At 63.2% G+C, this 15953-nt stretch carries 16 protein-coding genes; 5 read left to right on the top strand and 11 right to left on the bottom strand.

The features are described from left to right. The first annotated feature begins 26 nt into the window (after nucleotides 1–26). On the top strand, nucleotides 27–1136 hold the full coding sequence (locus C8D77_RS20305) for a Gfo/Idh/MocA family protein (protein WP_109667024.1): 1110 nt from the start codon (nucleotides 27–29) through the stop codon (nucleotides 1134–1136). A 32-nt stretch (nucleotides 1137–1168) separates the two neighbouring features. Here C8D77_RS20305 and C8D77_RS20300 read toward each other — a convergent pair whose 3' ends face one another. Next, nucleotides 1169–1870 (bottom strand): helix-turn-helix transcriptional regulator, encoded by a 702-nt coding sequence (locus C8D77_RS20300; RefSeq protein WP_109667022.1) that lies wholly within the window; start codon nucleotides 1868–1870, stop codon nucleotides 1169–1171. Between the two features lie 129 nt (nucleotides 1871–1999). Between C8D77_RS20300 and C8D77_RS20295 the strand changes: the two genes are divergently transcribed. Then, entirely contained in the window at nucleotides 2000–2635 is a 636-nt protein-coding gene (locus tag C8D77_RS20295) for a LysE family translocator (RefSeq protein ID WP_109667020.1), read from the top strand. A gap of 53 nt (nucleotides 2636–2688) precedes the next feature. On the opposite strand, the gene C8D77_RS20290 is transcribed toward C8D77_RS20295, so the two are convergent. The 8 genes from C8D77_RS20290 to C8D77_RS20255 form a co-directional block, all read right to left on the bottom strand. Next, the gene (locus C8D77_RS20290) at nucleotides 2689–3780 is read right to left on the bottom strand and encodes a 3-deoxy-7-phosphoheptulonate synthase (RefSeq protein ID WP_109667726.1); all 1092 of its coding nucleotides are present in this window, start codon (nucleotides 3778–3780) and stop codon (nucleotides 2689–2691) included. A gap of 223 nt (nucleotides 3781–4003) precedes the next feature. Further along, nucleotides 4004–4288 carry a type II toxin-antitoxin system Phd/YefM family antitoxin gene (locus C8D77_RS20285; RefSeq protein ID WP_245951835.1) on the bottom strand — a complete coding sequence of 95 codons (285 nt, stop codon included), beginning with the start codon at nucleotides 4286–4288 and terminating at the stop codon, nucleotides 4004–4006. Between the two features lie 71 nt (nucleotides 4289–4359). Then, complete coding sequence (locus tag C8D77_RS20280) at nucleotides 4360–5154, bottom strand: SDR family oxidoreductase (RefSeq protein WP_109667018.1); 795 nt, start codon at nucleotides 5152–5154, stop codon at nucleotides 4360–4362. A 23-nt stretch (nucleotides 5155–5177) separates the two neighbouring features. After that, complete coding sequence (gene iolG, locus C8D77_RS20275) at nucleotides 5178–6179, bottom strand: inositol 2-dehydrogenase (protein WP_109667016.1); 1002 nt, start codon at nucleotides 6177–6179, stop codon at nucleotides 5178–5180. A 111-nt stretch (nucleotides 6180–6290) separates the two neighbouring features. Next, nucleotides 6291–7058 carry an ATP-binding cassette domain-containing protein gene (locus tag C8D77_RS20270; protein WP_109667014.1) on the bottom strand — a complete coding sequence of 256 codons (768 nt, stop codon included), beginning with the start codon at nucleotides 7056–7058 and terminating at the stop codon, nucleotides 6291–6293. 2 nt (nucleotides 7059–7060) lie between these two features. Beyond that, nucleotides 7061–8137: an ABC transporter permease gene (locus tag C8D77_RS20265; RefSeq protein WP_109667012.1), complete on the bottom strand. Its 1077-nt coding sequence runs from the start codon at nucleotides 8135–8137 to the stop codon at nucleotides 7061–7063. Nucleotides 8138–8238: 101 nt separating this feature from the next. Next, a complete protein-coding gene (locus C8D77_RS20260; RefSeq protein ID WP_109667010.1) occupies nucleotides 8239–9180 on the bottom strand; it encodes a sugar ABC transporter substrate-binding protein in 942 nt (313 codons plus the stop codon). A 340-nt stretch (nucleotides 9181–9520) separates the two neighbouring features. Next, a complete protein-coding gene (locus tag C8D77_RS20255; RefSeq protein WP_109667008.1) occupies nucleotides 9521–10552 on the bottom strand; it encodes a LacI family DNA-binding transcriptional regulator in 1032 nt (343 codons plus the stop codon). Between the two features lie 168 nt (nucleotides 10553–10720). Here C8D77_RS20255 and C8D77_RS20250 point away from each other — a divergent pair, with 168 nt between their 5' ends. Genes C8D77_RS20250 through C8D77_RS20240 form a run of 3 tightly spaced genes read left to right on the top strand, consistent with a single transcriptional unit; the run spans nucleotide 10721 to nucleotide 13413 of the window. Beyond that, a complete protein-coding gene (locus C8D77_RS20250) occupies nucleotides 10721–11812 on the top strand; it encodes a fatty acid desaturase family protein (protein WP_109667721.1) in 1092 nt (363 codons plus the stop codon). 51 nt (nucleotides 11813–11863) lie between these two features. Then, nucleotides 11864–12178 (top strand): Rieske (2Fe-2S) protein, encoded by a 315-nt coding sequence (locus C8D77_RS20245; RefSeq protein WP_027161041.1) that lies wholly within the window; start codon nucleotides 11864–11866, stop codon nucleotides 12176–12178. Next, nucleotides 12175–13413, top strand: coding sequence for an NAD(P)/FAD-dependent oxidoreductase (locus C8D77_RS20240; RefSeq protein ID WP_164757619.1), 1239 nt, complete (start codon nucleotides 12175–12177; stop codon nucleotides 13411–13413). Before C8D77_RS20245 ends, C8D77_RS20240 begins: the two co-directional genes overlap by 4 nt. Nucleotides 13414–13445: 32 nt before the next feature. On the opposite strand, the gene C8D77_RS20235 is transcribed toward C8D77_RS20240, so the two are convergent. Together C8D77_RS20235 and hslU are read right to left on the bottom strand one after the other, a co-directional pair. Continuing rightward, on the bottom strand, nucleotides 13446–14405 hold the full coding sequence (locus tag C8D77_RS20235; RefSeq protein ID WP_109667715.1) for a DUF1402 family protein: 960 nt from the start codon (nucleotides 14403–14405) through the stop codon (nucleotides 13446–13448). Nucleotides 14406–14639: 234 nt separating this feature from the next. Then, entirely contained in the window at nucleotides 14640–15953 is a 1314-nt protein-coding gene (gene hslU / locus C8D77_RS20230) for an ATP-dependent protease ATPase subunit HslU (RefSeq protein ID WP_109667006.1), read from the bottom strand.

Raw genomic sequence — 15953 nt, 5'->3', positions numbered from 1 at the left:
TACATCAGGCAGCGGAGAAACGGAAAATGGTCGGCGTCGGTCTCATCGGCACGGGTTTCATGGGCAAGTGTCACGCCATCGCATGGAGTGCCGTCGGCGCCGTCTTTCCGGATGTCGCCAAGCCAAAGCTTGTGCATCTCGGCGAGGTCAATGAGGAGCTTGCTCAACGCAAGGCAGGCGAGTTCGGTTTCGCCAAGGCGTCCGGCGACTGGCGCGCCGTCGTCAACGATCCGGACGTCGATATCGTCTCGCTGACCACGCCCAACCAGTTCCATCCGGAAATGGCCATCGCGGTTCTTCAGGCCGGCAAGCATCTGTGGTGCGAAAAGCCGATGGCGCCGAGCTTTGCCGAAGCCGAGGCGATGGCAGCGGCGGCCAAAAAGTCCGGCAAGATCGCGGCGCTCGGCTACAACTACATCCAGAGCCCGGCCATCCGCCACATCGGTGCGCTGCTCGACGAGAAGATCATCGGCGAGGTCAACCATCTGCGCATCGAGATGGATGAGGACTTCATGGCCGACCCGGAGGCGCTGTTCTTCTGGAAGCACGAAGCCGCTTCCGGCTATGGCGCGCTCGACGATTTCGCCGTGCATCCGCTGTCGCTGGTTTCCGCCCTGTTCGGTCGCGTCGCCAGCGTCATCTGCGACATGGCCAAGCCCTATGCCGACCGCAAGGTGGCTAGCGGCGGGCGCCGCGCGGTCGAAACCTACGACATCGCGAGCGTGCTGATGCACCTGGAAAATGGCATTGCCGGCACGCTGCTGGTCAACCGCTCGGCCTGGGGCCGCAAGGGCCGCATTGCCATCCAGATTTTTGGCTCGAAGGGGTCGATCCTGTTCGACCAGGAGCGGATGAACGAATTCCAGCTCTATCTCACAGCCGATCGCCCGACCGAACAAGGTTACCGCACCATATTGGTGGCGCCGCACCACAGGCCCTACGACGCCTTCCTGCCGGCACCCGGGCACGGCCTCGGCTTCAACGACCTCAAGATCATCGAGTGTCACGAATTGCTGACGCGGCTTGCCGGCAGACCGGCGCGGCTCATCGAGTTTGCCGAAGGGCTGGAGATCGAGCGCACCGTGCACGCGATGGCGCTTTCGTTCGAGGAAAAGCGCTGGGTCGATGTGAGGTAGTCCCGCCCCGGTTTTCGCTTCGCGAAGGTGCTTCAGACGGCGGCGGTCGAGGTGTTTGTCTCCCAGCCGTTGACCCAGACCTGCCGCAACCGATCACCTTCGCCCTTGAACCGTAGTCCCGTCGCCTGGCAATCCTCGATCCGGTCGCTGCGGAAATTGCGGATCGCCTGGCGCAACTCGCACCAGGCGACGATGTTGGCGGTTTCGGCGTAATAGATCAGGGCGATAGGCCGAACGAGCCGCTCGGAGGCGCGGCCCATTTCGTCGCGATAGGAGAGGTCGAGCTTCTCCTCGTCACGGATGGCGCGGCGCACCAGCGCCAGGTCGATCGCACCGGTCGAAGGCGCGGCGAACCCCCACGCATGCAGCGCATTGGCGTCGAATGCCTGTCGCAAGGGCGGCGGCACCGCGCCGGCGATCTTTGCACTGACGCGCTTGGCCGCCTGCTTGAGTTCGCTGTCCCCCGTGCGCTCCAGCAGTGCCAGCGACAGGACGATCGCCTCCATCTCCTCGATCGAAAACATCAGCGGCGGCAGGTCGAAGCCGGGGCGCAGGATGTAGCCGATGCCGCGCCCGCCTTCGATCGGCACGCGCATCGCCTGCAGTGCTGCGATGTCGCGATAGATCGAGCGCACCGTCACTTCCAGTCGCTCGGCAATCGTCGCCGCCGTCACCGGCTGCCGCGCCAGCCGTACGATCTGGATGATCTCGAACAGGCGTGACGCCTTGCGCATTTTTCACTCGGGGTTCCGATCGCAACTGACACACCATCGTCAGTTGGGCTGACCTATAGGAGCGCCTATCGAGTTGAGAATCAACACATTCCGCTGCGGTCTGGCCGGGCGAAGCGACAGGCAACTGACATGGGCTACGCGGAAAATCTCTGGCTTTTCTGTCTCCTCCTCTTCGGCATCATCATCGTGCCCGGCATGGATATGCTTTTCGTGCTTGCCAATGCGCTGACCGGTGGCGGCAACAGGGGACTTGCCGCGACCGGCGGCATCATGCTGGGCGGCATGGTGCACACACTGAACGGCGCGCTCGGCGTCGGTCTGCTGATGCATTTCGTGCCGATCCTCTACAATCCGCTGCTGATCGCCGGCGCCGCCTACATGGCCTTTGTCGGGCTGACGCTGATGCGCAGTTCGATCAAGGTCGGCCATGATGGACCTGCCGGCAGTCGCTCCGCATGGAAGGCGTTTCGCCAGGGGGTGGTGATCTGCCTGATCAATCCAAAAGCCTATCTCTTCGTCTTCGCGGTCTACCCGCAATTTCTGAAGCCGGACTACGGTCCGATCTGGATGCAGGCTTCCATCATGGGATTGATGACGATCGTCATGCAGTTTGCCGTCTATGGCGGGCTAGCAATCACTGCCGGTCGCAGCCGCAATCTGCTGGTCGCCAATCCCCAGGCGACCGCCTTTGCCGGCAGGGCGGCGGGGCTGCTTCTGGTTGCGGTTTCCGTGCTGACCGCATGGGAGGGGCTGAGGGCGGCGTAGTCCCGGCTGAAACCGGAACCGCCGCCCTTCCCATACCGCCATCCGTATCCGTATCAGGCGGCTCCCTGGCGGCTGTCGATCATGGCGCGGCGCGCTGAGCGGCGCCACTCGACGGCGCCGGCTAGGCCGTGCAGCACCGTCTCGGTGGTCACCCAGTCGATGCAGCCATCGGTTACGCTCTGGCCATAGACGAGCGGCTTGCCTGCTACGACGTCCTGCCGGCCGGCGACGAGGTTGCTCTCGATCATCACGCCGATGATCCGCTCGTCGCCCGCCGCGACCTGGCCAGCGACATCAGCCGCCACCTTGGGCTGGTTCTCGGGCTTCTTGGAGCTGTTGGCGTGGCTGACATCGATCATCAGCCTGGGCGCGACGCCGATGCGGGCGAGTTCGGCGCTGGCGGCCTCGACGCTCGCCGCGTCATAATTCGGCTGAACGCCGCCGCGCAGGATGACGTGGCAGTCCTCATTGCCGGTGGTCGTCGCGATGCCGCTGCGTCCGCCCTTGGTCACAGCCATGAAATGATGCGGCTGGGCGGCCGATTTCACGGCCTCGGCGGCGATCCGCAGATTGCCGTCGGTGCCGTTCTTGAAGCCGACCGGGCAGGACAGGCCGGAAGCAAGCTCGCGGTGGATCTGGCTCTCGGTGGTGCGCGCGCCGATCGCACCCCAGGCGACGAGGTCGGCAATGTATTGCGGCGTCGTCATGTCGAGGAATTCGGTCGCTGCCGGCAGGCCGAGATTGTTGACGGCGGACAGCACATTGCGCGCCATCCTCAGTCCCTTGTCGATGTTGAAGCTGCCATCGAGGTCGGGATCGTTGATCAGGCCTTTCCAGCCGACCGTCGTGCGCGGCTTCTCGAAATAGACCCGCATCACGATCTCGAGTCGGTCCGACAGGCTCTCGCGCAGCGCCGCCAGACGGCTGGCATAGTCCACGGCGGCGACCGGATCGTGGATCGAACAGGGGCCGACGATGACCAGCAGTCGATCGTCGGTACCGTTCAAAATGGCGTGGATCGCGTTGCGCGACGCGGTCACGGTGCGCGTCGCCGTCAGCGTGCGCGGTATCTCCCGCATCACCTGGTCCGGCGTACTCAATTCTCGGATTTCCTTGACCCGAAGATCATCTGTGGTGGTCAACACGGCTTTCTGCTCCTGTTTGGGAAACCTGCCGGCTGAAAACAAAAAGCCGCCAGGTATGGCGGCTGTTTGGATCTTGTTGCTGCAATCTTCAGATCGAGCGCAATCCTCCCGCCGCCAGCGAGCTCCTAAAGTACCAATATTTGGCGGTCAGGTTGATCATGCGGCTCATATAGTCGAAGCGGAGGCGTTTGTCACGTGCCCTGATGGCAACCGAGCAACAGCCTCACAACGGCAGATCACACGGTTCGTCACGCTGACGCCCAAGGGTGAGATCGGCGCCGCGCAGCGGCGACTTCAGCAGGAACTCCGCCAGCGTACCCTTGCGCGCGGTCTTGCGCTGCCATTCCTCGGCCGAGACGACAACCACGCTTGGTTTGCCGTTTCTGGTGATCGTCTGCGGCGAAGACTGCGCGCGCTCGATCACCTCCGAGAGCCGGGCTTTTGCCCCCGCGACCGTCCAGTTGGTACTCTCTTTGGGCGCAGACGGCATCTCGACCTCCGTGACCATTCTGACCATCTGACTATATGGAATGGCGATGCGGCGGCAACAGGGGGCTGATTTGCTTCTGGACGTGAGGCCTACTCGGGCGACGACCCCGCAATGCTCTGGTCGTAGTCGACCAGCGATCCGGTCATGACGCCCGACTGCGGGCTGACCATATAGCTGATCAGCCGGGCAAGCTGGTCCGGCTTCACCAATTGCCCCATCGGCTGCGCAGCCTCGGCCTTTGCCAGCCAGTCGTCGGGTGCATCGTGCCATTTCCTCTGCACGATATCCTCACCCTCGGTGTCCATCCAGCCGGGCAGCACCGCGTTGCAGCGGATGCGGTTATAGCGATAGGCGTTGGCGACGTTCTTGGTCAGCGTCATCAGCGCTCCCTTGCTGGTCGAATAGGGCGTCAGGAACGACTGGCCGGTATGCGCCGACATCGACAGCACGTTGACGATGGAGCCGGGCGCCTTCTTCTCCAGCAGATGCGCCACCACGCCCTGCATCAGGAAAAACGGGCCGCGCACATTGGTGTCGAAAATCATGTCGAACAGCTCTTCGCTGGTTTCGACCAGCGAACCGCGCGCCGACGTCGCCGCGGCATTGACCAGGGCGTTGATGGTGCCGAAATGCGAGATCGCGGTGGCGACCGCACGCTTGCAGTCGGCGACATCAGAGACGTCGGCGCTGATGAAGATCGCGTCGACGCCCGATTTCTTGAGATGGGCGACAGCCTTTTCGCCTTTTTCCTGCGAGCGGCCGATGAGCGCCAGCGCCCGGCAGCCTTCGTCGGCTAGCGCCTCGGCAACAGCAAAGCCGATGCCTTGCGCGCCGCCGGTGACGATGGCGCGCGTTTTTGAATTGCGATCGGCTGATGCGCTCATCGCTCTGCTCCTGTCTGGGTGTCTTATTTTGCCGTGTCCAAGCGAACGGTCTTGCCTGTGGTCGCCGACTTCAGCGCCGCATCCGCCAGCTTCAGGGCCACCAGCCCGTCCGCGCCACTTGGTGCCGCCTTCTTGCCTGACGTTGCCGCTGCGATGAAGGCAGCGATCTCATTGGCATAGGCGTCGAGGTAGCGGGTCATGAAGAAGTCGTGCAACGGTGGACGCGTATAGCCCTTCTCGTTGGCCAGCTCGATCGACACTGGGCGCTGGTTCTCGGCCGCGACCATGCCTTTCGAGCCATGCACCTCGATGCGCTGATCATAGCCATAGGTGGCGCGGCGCGAGTTGGAGATGACGGCCTGCTTGCCGGAAGCGGTTTCGAGGATGACGCTGACGCTGTCGAAATCGCCGGCCGCACCGATCTTCTTGTCGACCAGCACCGAGGCATGCGCGCTGACCGCCACCGGCTCCTCGCCGAGCAGGAAGCGTGCCATGTCGAAATCATGGATGGTCATGTCGCGAAAAATGCCGCCCGAACGCTTGATGTAGTCGATCGGCGGCGCGCCGGGATCGCGCGAGGTGATGGTGACCATCTCGACGGTGCCGATGGCGCCGTCGTCGATCGCCTTGCGCACGGCGGCGAAGTGCGGATCGAAGCGGCGGTTGAAGCCGACCATCAGCGTCGCCTTGGTCTTCTCGACCACGGCCAGGCACTTCTCGACGCGCTTGACGTTGAGGTCGATCGGCTTCTCGCAGAAGATAGCCTTGCCCGCCTTGGCGAAACGCTCGATCAGGTCGGCATGGGTGTCGGTCGGCGTGCAGATGACGACGGCGTCGATGTCCTTGGATTTCTCAATGGCGTCGATTGTGCGCACTTCGGCGCCATAGGCCGTCGCCAGCTCGGTCGCTGCCTTCTCGAACGCATCGGCGACGGCAACCAGTTTGGCCTGTGGGTTGGAGCCGACGGCGCGGGCGTGGACCTTGCCGATGCGGCCGGCACCGAGGAGGGCGAAGCGGAGAGTCATGGAAATTCCTTTGAGGGTGGTTCGAAGCGGGGCGCCGGTCATGGGCGCGGGTGATTTGCGGTCAAGACAAGATCGACAGGGAGGCGGTGACCACCGCCTCCGCGCCCGGCCTCAAGCCGCGAGTTCGGCCTCGCCGGTCTTGGCGCCGGTGATGTAGGAGACGATATCGTTTCCGTCGGTGTCCTGCTTGCGCAGATTGGCGACGATGCGGCCGCGCCGGAACACGACGATGCGGTCGCAAAGGTCGAACACCTGGCGCATGTTGTGGCTGATCAGGATCAGCGGCTCGCCATTGTCCTTCAGCGTGCGGATGATGTTTTCGACCTGCGCGGTCTCCTGCACGCCGAGGGCGGCGGTCGGTTCGTCCATGATGATCAGCTTGGAGGCGAAGGTCGCGGTCCGCGCGATCGCCACGCACTGGCGCTGGCCGCCCGACATGTGGCGGATGGTGTTGGACAGATTGGGGATCTTCACCGCCGTGCGGATCAGTGCCGCCTCGGTCGCCTTGCGCATGTACTTGCGGTCGAGGATCGAGAACGGGCCGAGATTGAACAGCACCTTTTCGCGGCCGAGGAACAGGTTCGACGGCACGTCGAGATCGTCGGCCAGCGCCAGGTTCTGGAACACGGTCTCGATGCCCGCCGTGCGGGCCTCGATCGGCCCGGCAAAATTCACTTCCTTGCCGTCGAACCAGATCTGGCCGCTGGTGCGTTGCTCGACGGCGGTGATCTGGCGCACGAAGGTCGACTTGCCGGCGCCGTTGTCGCCCATGATGGCGACATGCTCGCCCTTGCGCAGTTCGAAGTTCGCGCCTTCCAGCGCATGCACGCCGCCATAGCGCTTGGTCAGGTTTTCGGTCTTCAGGACGATGTCTGACATGGTCAAGCCCTCATTGCCCGCAGGCGTTGGCGCCACTGGTCGAGAACCACCGCACCGACGATGATCACGCCCTTGACCATCTCCTGGTAGTAGGCGTCGAGGCGCAGGAAGGTGAAGCCGGAGATGATGACGCCGAAGATCAGCGAGCCGATCACCGTGCCGATGATCGAGCCGCGGCCGCCTGACAGCGAGACGCCGCCGATGACCGCCATCGCAATGGCATCGAGTTCGTACATCACGCCCATGCCGGACTGAGCGGTGAGGTTCTTGGAGCTCAGCACCACGGCGGCGAGTGCTGCAAGCACGCCGGCGATGACGTAGACGAGGATCTTGTGGTTGGCGATCTTGATGCCGGACATGCGCGCGGCGTCCTCGTTGGAGCCGATCGCGTAACAATGCTTGCCGTACCTTGTGTAGGTCATGATCAGCTGGAACAGCACCGCCAGCGACAGGAAGATGATGACGGGCATCAGGCCTTTGCCGATGGCCGCGAAACCCTCGGTGGGAAACGAGATCGGCTGGCCCTTGGACCACCATTTGGCGATGCCGCGCGCGGTGACCATCATGCCGAGCGTGGCGATGAAAGGCGGAATGCGCGTGTAGGCAATCAAGGCGCCGTTGACCAGGCCGGCAAACAGGCCGCAGCCGATCGCCACCAGCACCGGCACGATGACGGGCAGGTCGGTCCAGCCCTGGGCAAGGAACATCGCCTTGGGGTTGGGGTTGCCGTTGACCGTCGCCACCTGGGCAAAGCTCATGGCGATCATGGCGGTCGCGCCGACGATCGAGCCCGAGGACAGGTCGATGCCGCCGGTGATGATCACTTGCGTCACGCCGATGGCGATGATGCCGACGATCGAGACCTGCAGGATGATGATCTGCAGCCGTGCCTCGTTGAAGATCGCGCTGACGTCGCTGCGGGTGTTGAACAGGAAACTGTCGCCGAGAAAGATGCGGCCGATCAGTTCGAAGACGACAACAAGAATGACAAGCGCCAGGAAGACGTTGAGTTCGGCAGGCCATGCGCGCTTCTTCGCGTCATAGCCGACCCCGCCGACGCCATGAGATGTCTGTGCCACGTATTCTGTCCTCCGTCGGCCGCGGTCGCCCCTCGCTGCCTTGCCGGCGCTGAGGGAAAGAGGAGCGGCGCTGCGTGAGCGCCGCTCCGTATGCCCGCTGCTCAGTTCTTCTTCAGGAACTTGTCGATGTTGGCCGGCGTCACCAGTTGGAAGGGGACGTAGACCTTGTGTTCGACCTTCTCGCCCTTGGCCAGCTTGAGCGCCGCATCCAGTGCGCCCGCGCCCTGGCCGGCCGCGTCCTGGAACACGGTTGCGTCGAGGTCGCCCGCCTGCATCGCGGCAAGCGCGTCCTGGGTGGCGTCGACGCCGCCGACGACAACCGACTTCATGTCGATGTTGGCGGCCTTCATCGCCTGGATGGCGCCGATGGCGCTTTCGTCATTGTTGGCGATCACGCCATCGAACTTCTTGCCGGTCGACAGCCAGTTGGTCATCAGGTTCTGGGCCTCGTCGCGGTTCCAGTTCGACGTCTGCTTGTCGATGATCTTGATGAAGCTGCAATCCGGCGTGGCGATCACCTCTTCGATATCCTTGGTGCGCTGCACGGCGGCCTGGTTGGAAAGCTCGCCCATGATCACATAGACATTGGCTTCCTTCTTGCCGGCTTCCGTGAACAGGCGGCAGACTTCCTTGGTCTCGAGCGTGCCGGAATCAGCTTCGTTCGAAGCGACGAAGGCCTGGTTGGCCGGCAGCGTGTCGACATTGACCGGCTCACGGTTGACATAGACCAGCGGGATCTTGGCGGCCGCCGCGGCATCCGACATCGCCTGCGTGGCCGAAGTGTCGACCGGGTTGACGATGATGGCGTCGACGCCCGAGGCGGCGAAGTTCTTGATCTGGTCGAGCTGCTTGGCGACGTCGTTCTGCGCGTCCTCGACCTGCAGCTCGACGCCGCTCATGCCCTTGGCCTGCTCGATCATGCCGTTACGCAGCACGGTCAGGAAGTTGTCGTCGAATTTGGCCATCGACACGCCAACCTTGGCGGCCATGGCGGATGAACTCATCAGCGCCGTGAAAGCGACGCCCAAAATCAGTTTCTTCATTGTCTCTCTCCTCCACATGCTGGTGTCCGGTTTCACCGATTTATCCGGAATCCCCGATCTCCCCGGGGAATCTCTCCCTGATGTCGTTTCTGTTCCGGGTGACGCCTTGCCGTTTGCTGGAACGCCAGGCCCTCTGTTTGAACCAGATGCGCCGGAACGAAAGAACCAAAATACACAGTTGGTGAAATATTTATTCCATTTTGCCGTGAGGCGTCAAGGGAGATTCCAAAATCCGATGCGCGATTTTCGGATGATGGGCGCTTGCCGCCGGTCGCCGGCGATCAGCCGATGCCTTGGCAGCATCGTCACTGGCACTGCGGCTGAACCGAAGCTCGAGAGCCTAGATATTTTCGGGCAGATAGATGTCGAACGGCAGGAAGGTCTGGCCAGGCGCGTTCGCGGCACCCGTCTCGATGGCGTGCGCCATAAGGTCGACCAGTTCGCGGCACAGGGCGGCTAACGGCGTCGAGATCACCATCGTCAGGATGCCATCCGCTAGGGCGGAACGCGATGTCGCGTTGATCTCGTTGCAGATGACCGCGGGCATCTCGGCCGGCTTTGCCTGCCTGAGCGCTGCGACCGCGCCTTCCATGCCGCCGCCGGCGACATAGCAGCCAACCAGATCAGGGTGGCGGCCAAGGAGATCGAGCAGCGTGTCCTGGGTAATCTGGTTGGCCTCGAGATTGACCAATGTCTCGAGTAAGGTGAATTCCGGCGCCTGTTCGCGAAAGAAGGAGCGAAAGCCGATTTCGCGCAGTTCGTGGCCGTGAAAACGGTGGCTGCCGACAAAAAGGGCAATCTTGCCCGGCCGTTTCGCCGCCTTCGAGATCATCCAGGCCGCGCTGCGGCCGACCTTGCGGTTGTCGAGGCCGACATAGCCCTCGCGGATGCCGGCGGCGAAGTCGGACAGCAGGGAAAACACCGGCAACCCTTTGGCCTTCATCTCCTCGACGGCGACCGTCAACGTCGGGTGATCCGGCCCGACCAAAGCGACGGCCCTGCATTTGGCCGCCAGTCTGCGCGCGCGCTCGACGATTTCATCGGGGGTCAGCGAATCCGCAAAGTCGATTGTGGCAACGCCGCGGAAACGTGGCGATCGCGACACGGCAAGTTCAAGCTCGCGGGCGAACTCGCTGTAGAAGACATAATTGCCCTTGAGCAGCAGGAAGCCGAGCCGGTACTCGGGCAATTCATGGCGCATCCGCTGCTTGATCAGGCCGGCGGCGTGATAGCCGATCTCGGTCGCCGCCTCGTAAACGCGGCGCGCCGTTTCCTCGCGCACCGGCAGGCGGCTGTTGAGCACGCGGTCCACTGTGGCAACACTGACGCCGGAGATGCGCGCCAGGTCAGTAATGGTCGGCCGTTTCGCCATGCTTGCCTCATTGGATTGCCTGAGGCTTTCTACATCATTCTGATAGGAAATGATAGAAACTATCTTTGTGATGTTGAGTCTATCATGGGCTAGCGCTATTTTCAGCCTCGAAGCCAATGAGTGGCTGGCATTCGCTATGGCGAGCGCCGTTTGCCGTGGGAGGCAATCATGACCGCAACACCGTCCCGGCGGGACTACAGCCTGACCGGCCGCGACGCGAAGCTCGCCGTCGAGACCGGCCTGTCGGCGGCCGAATGGTATCACACCGATGTGTCCCGCAAGCAGATGAAGGAGCTGATGCAGCGCTCCGACGGGCCGGCGATCCGCGATACCATCATCTGGTTTGCCGCCCTGATCGTCAGCGGCGCCGGCGGCGCCTGGTTCTGGGGTAGCTGGTGGTGCGTGCCGTTCTTCTTCGTCTATGGCGTCCTTTACGGCTCCTCCACCGATTCACGCTGGCATGAATGCGGTCATGGCACCGCCTTCCGGACGCAATGGATGAATGATGCGGTCTATCAGATCGCCTGCTTCATGATCATGCGCAATCCGGTGACCTGGCGCTGGAGCCACACGCGTCACCACACCGACACCATCATCGTCGGCCGCGACCCGGAAATCTCCGTCATGCGGCCGCCGGACCTGGTTCGCGCCATGCTGGGCTTCGTCGGCGTGCTCGACGCCTGGCATGCGATATCAGACATGCTGCGCAACGCCGCCGGCAACATCAGCGCGGCGGAAAAGACCTTCATTCCCGAACAGGAGCAGCCCAAGGCGATCCGCATCGCCCGCATCTGGACGGCGATCTACGCCGCCACCATCGCGCTGGCGCTGTATTCCGGTTCGTTCCTGCCCCTGATGCTGGTCGGCCTGCCCAGGCTCTATGGCGCCTGGCATCACGTCATGGTCGGGCTGCTGCAGCATGGCGGCCTGGCCGACAACGTCACCGACCACCGGCTGAACAGCCGCACCGTCTACATGAATCCGATCAGCCGCTTCATCTACTGGAACATGAACTACCATGTCGAGCATCACATGTTCCCGATGGTGCCGTATCATGCGCTGCCGAAGCTGCACGAACTGATCAAGCACGACCTGCCGGCGCCGACACCGTCGATCCTGGCCGGCTACCGCGAGATGATCCCGGCCTTCCTGCGCCAGCTGCGCAACGAGGACTATTTCCTCAAGCGCGAGCTGCCACCGACCGCCAGGCCTTATCGCGGGGAATTCCACGACAACGCCGTCGCCGCTGCGGCGGAATGATCGTGCGATTATCCGACTTCCCGGGGAGGCCCGATTTTTGTGGAGGAATCAATGAGCGACTGGGTCGAGGCCTGTGCCACCGGCGACATCGACGAGGAGGACGTGATGCGCTTCGACCATGGCGGCCGCACCTTCGCCATCTATCGCAGCCCCGACGATGAGTTCTTCGCTACCGACGGCCTGTGCACGCACGAAAAGGTGCATCTGGCCGACGGGCTGGTGATGGACGACATCATCGAATGCCCCAAGCACAATGGCCGCTTCAACTACAAGACGGGTGACGCCCGCGGCGCGCCGGTCTGCGTCAACCTGAAAACCTATCCGGTCAAGGTTGATGCTGGCAAAGTCCTGATCCAGATCGGATGACTGACATGGCGCGGGGAATGGTCATCATCGGCGCCGGCGAATGCGGTGGGCGGGCAGCATTGGCGCTGCGTGAGCTGGGCTATGACGGGCCGGTGACGCTGGTCGGCGATGAGCCGCATCTGCCCTACGAGCGCCCGCCGCTGTCCAAGGAGGCGATGGTCAGCGAAGCGCCTGAAATCAAGGCGATCGCCAGCGACGCAATTCTGGCCGAGAAGTCGATCCGGCATATCCATTCCGTTCAGGCCGTCGCGATCGACCGTGCGGCGCATGCGGTGAGCCTGTCGGACGGTTCGGCCCTGCCCTACGACAAGCTCCTGTTGGCAACCGGTTCGACGCCGCGCAAGCTGCCGATGCCGGGGCTGGGTCCGCGCTGCGTCTATCTCAGAACCTTCACTGACGCGCTCGCCATTCGCGCGCATCTCACCGCCGGCAACCGTATCGCCGTCATCGGCGGCGGCTTCATCGGTCTCGAACTCGCTGCCGCGGCACGCAAGCTCGGCGCCGCGGTCATCGTCATCGAGGCGCAGCCCCGCATCCTGATGCGCGGCGTGCCGGCCGAGATCGCCCAGATCATCCATGATGCGCACGTCGCCGAGGGCGTCGACATCCTGTGCGGCGACGGCATCGCGTCCATCGCCGACGATGGCAACGAGGTGCGGATCACACTTGTCGGCGGACAGGAGATATCAGCTGATCTGGCCGTCATCGGCATCGGCGCCGTGCCGGTGACCGGGCTTGCGGCCGAAGCCGGCCTGGCGATCGACAATGGCGTCGCTGTCGATGCCGAGCTGCGCAGCAGCGATCCCGACATCCTTGCCGCCGGCGATTGCTGTTCGTTTCCGCTCGCCGTCTATGGCGGCCGCCGCGTGCGGCTGGAAGCCTGGCGCAACGCCCAGGAACAGGGCGCGCTGGCAGCCAGGAATATGCTGGGCGCCGGCGAGGCGCATGCGGCGGTGCCGTGGTTCTGGTCGGATCAATACGGCCTGAGCCTGCAGATCGCCGGGCTGTCCGACGAAGGTCGCAGCACCGTGCGCCGCGATCTCGGCGATGGTGCCTTCATCTTGTTCCATCTGGCCGAAGACGGCAGGCTGGTGGCGGCCAGCGGCATCGGCCCCGGCAATGCGGTCGCCCGCGACATCAGGCTGGCCGAAATGCTGATCGGCAAGCGGGCCAAGCCGGCGCCGGAAGCGCTCGGTTCGCAGGCGGTCAAGCTGAAGTCGTTGCTGGCGGCCTGAGCGGCGACAGCTAGGAATACAGGGCGAAGACCCTAGAACAGCGCCTTCAGCTCCGGCAGCTTGTCGTTGACCAGCCAGCCGTAGTAATTCTCCTCGGGCAGCTTTACCGGCTCGCCTGCGGCCCGGCGCCTGTCGTTCTCCGCCTTCAGCGCATAGGCGCGCTGCTCCGGATTGCCGACATTGTAGAGCGTGGCGGTCAGCCCCGGATTGCCCGAAATGTCGAAACCGGCAATGCTCTTGTAGGCGTCGATCGATTTCCTGATCGTCGCGGCGACGTAAGGCAGCGTCAGATCGGGATCCATGATGGTCTTGTAGACCGAGTTGGGATCGCCGACGTCGAGCTTCGGCAGGCCTGAAACCTTGTGCACCAGATCGCTCATCTGCAAGGCGGTCAAAGGATTGAGCTGGCCGAGGCCGAAGGTCTGCCCGGCATAATAGGGCTGGAAGAAGGTGGCGCCGAAACGATCGTCGGGAAAGCTGGTCCCGCCAACTGACTTGCCGCGAAACGAATGGTTCCACACCTGCTCACGGCATTCCCACAGATCGTAGCTGTCGGACATCCCGGCGCATTTCTTGAATTCGGGCCGCTGCACGAAATCGGTGATGTCCTCGCCGTCATAAGCGAAGGAGAGCTTGCTGGAGAGGTAGGAGATCGCCTTGACATAGTAGGTCTGCAGCCGGTCGTAGGCGTCGACATTGTAGGTATGCTCGCCGACGATGGCGCCGACAATATGCATCGAATCGATGCCGTAGGCGGAAGCGGCCTTCCTGATCTTGCCGCGCAATTCGGCGTCATTCTGCAGCAGGGCGTAGACCTTGCGGTATTTCGCCTGGAAGGTGGTGTTGGTGGCCTGCGTGCGCCGGCTGGAGGCGCCGGGAATGTCAGGCTGCTCGGTGTTGCGGTTTCCCGGCGGCACCAATGTCGCCGCCTCGGTCGCGAACAGCGTCGCCGCCAGCGTCAAGCCGAGAATGATCAGGATCAGTTTTTTCATGCGCCGCCGCCCAAGCAATTCCAGGAAAAGTGTGAAACGGTTTTCCGTCCGGAATTGCGTCAACCAAGAGATCGAGAATTGCCGCGCAAACTAGGTAAAGCTCTTGGTCGAGTCGAGAGCACCCCTTCACCCGGCACTACGAAAGGTGGCCAGATGGTACCATCTGGCCACACATGATTTTGCTTGCCGGAAAATGTTGCCTCGACCGGCGCCGGAACGTTCCGGCGCCGTCGTTTAAAGGATGAATCGCGACAAATCTGTGTTTCGCGACAGATCACCGACATGCTTTTCCACATAGGCGGCGTCGATGGTGACGCTGGTGCCGTTGCGGTCGGGCGCGTCGTAGGAGATTTCGTCCAGCACCCGTTCCATCACCGTCTGCAGCCGCCGGGCGCCGATGTTCTCGACGCTTGCGTTGAGGTCGACGGCGATGCCGGCCAGCGAATCGATGGCGTCGTCGGTGAAGGTCAGGTCGACGCCCTCGGTCTTCATCAGAGCGATATACTGCTTGATCAGGCTGGCCTCGGTCTCGGTCAGGATGCGGACGAAATCGTCCTTCTCCAGCGCCCGCAGCTCGACCCGGATCGGCAGGCGGCCCTGCAATTCCGGCAACAGGTCTGACGGCTTGGAAACGTGGAACGCACCCGAGGCGATGAACAGTATGTGGTCGGTCTTCAACGGCCCGTATTTGGTCGCCACCGTGGTGCCTTCGATCAGCGGCAGCAGGTCGCGCTGCACGCCTTCGCGGGAAACGCCGGCGCCCATGCCGCCTTCGCGCGACGCGATCTTGTCGATCTCGTCGAGGAAGACGATGCCATCGTTTTCCGTCGCATCGAGCGCCCGGCGCACCACTTCGTCCTGGTCGAGCAGCTTGTCGGATTCGTCGTTGACCAGCAGGTCGTAGGACTCCTTTACCGTCGTCTTGCGCGTCTTGGTCTTCTTGCCGCCCATCGCCTTCGACAGCATGTCGTTGATGTTGAGCACGCCGATATTGGCACCCGGCATGCCGGGGATTTCGAAGCCGGGCATGCCGCCATTGCCGGTATCGGCGACCTCGACCTCGATCTCCTTGTCGTCGAGCTCGCCGTCGCGCAGCTTCTTGCGGAAGCTATCGCGGGTGGCCGGGCTCGCCGTCTTGCCGACCAGCGCTTCCAGCACGCGTTCCTCGGCGTTGACGTGGGCGCGTGCCTTGACGTCCTCGCGCATCTTCTCGCGCACCAGGCCGATGGCGATCTCGACCAGGTCGCGGATGATCTGCTCGACGTCACGGCCGACATAGCCGACTTCGGTGAACTTGGTCGCCTCGACCTTGACGAAAGGCGCACCGGCCAGACGCGCCAGGCGGCGCGAGATCTCGGTCTTGCCGACGCCGGTCGGCCCGATCATCAGGATGTTCTTCGGCATCACCTCTTCGCGCATCTGGCCTTCCAACTGCTGGCGGCGCCAGCGGTTGCGCAAGGCGATCGCCACGGCGCGCTTGGCGTCCTTCTGGCCGATGATGAAGCGGTCAAGTTCCGAAACGATTTCGCGGGGAGAGAAGGTGCTCAT

This window comes from Mesorhizobium loti, assembly GCF_003148495.1.
Classification (GTDB): Bacteria; Pseudomonadota; Alphaproteobacteria; order Rhizobiales; family Rhizobiaceae; genus Mesorhizobium; species Mesorhizobium loti.
Note: the sequence above shows the minus strand (reverse complement) of the source record. Positions and strands in the feature narration are given on the sequence as shown.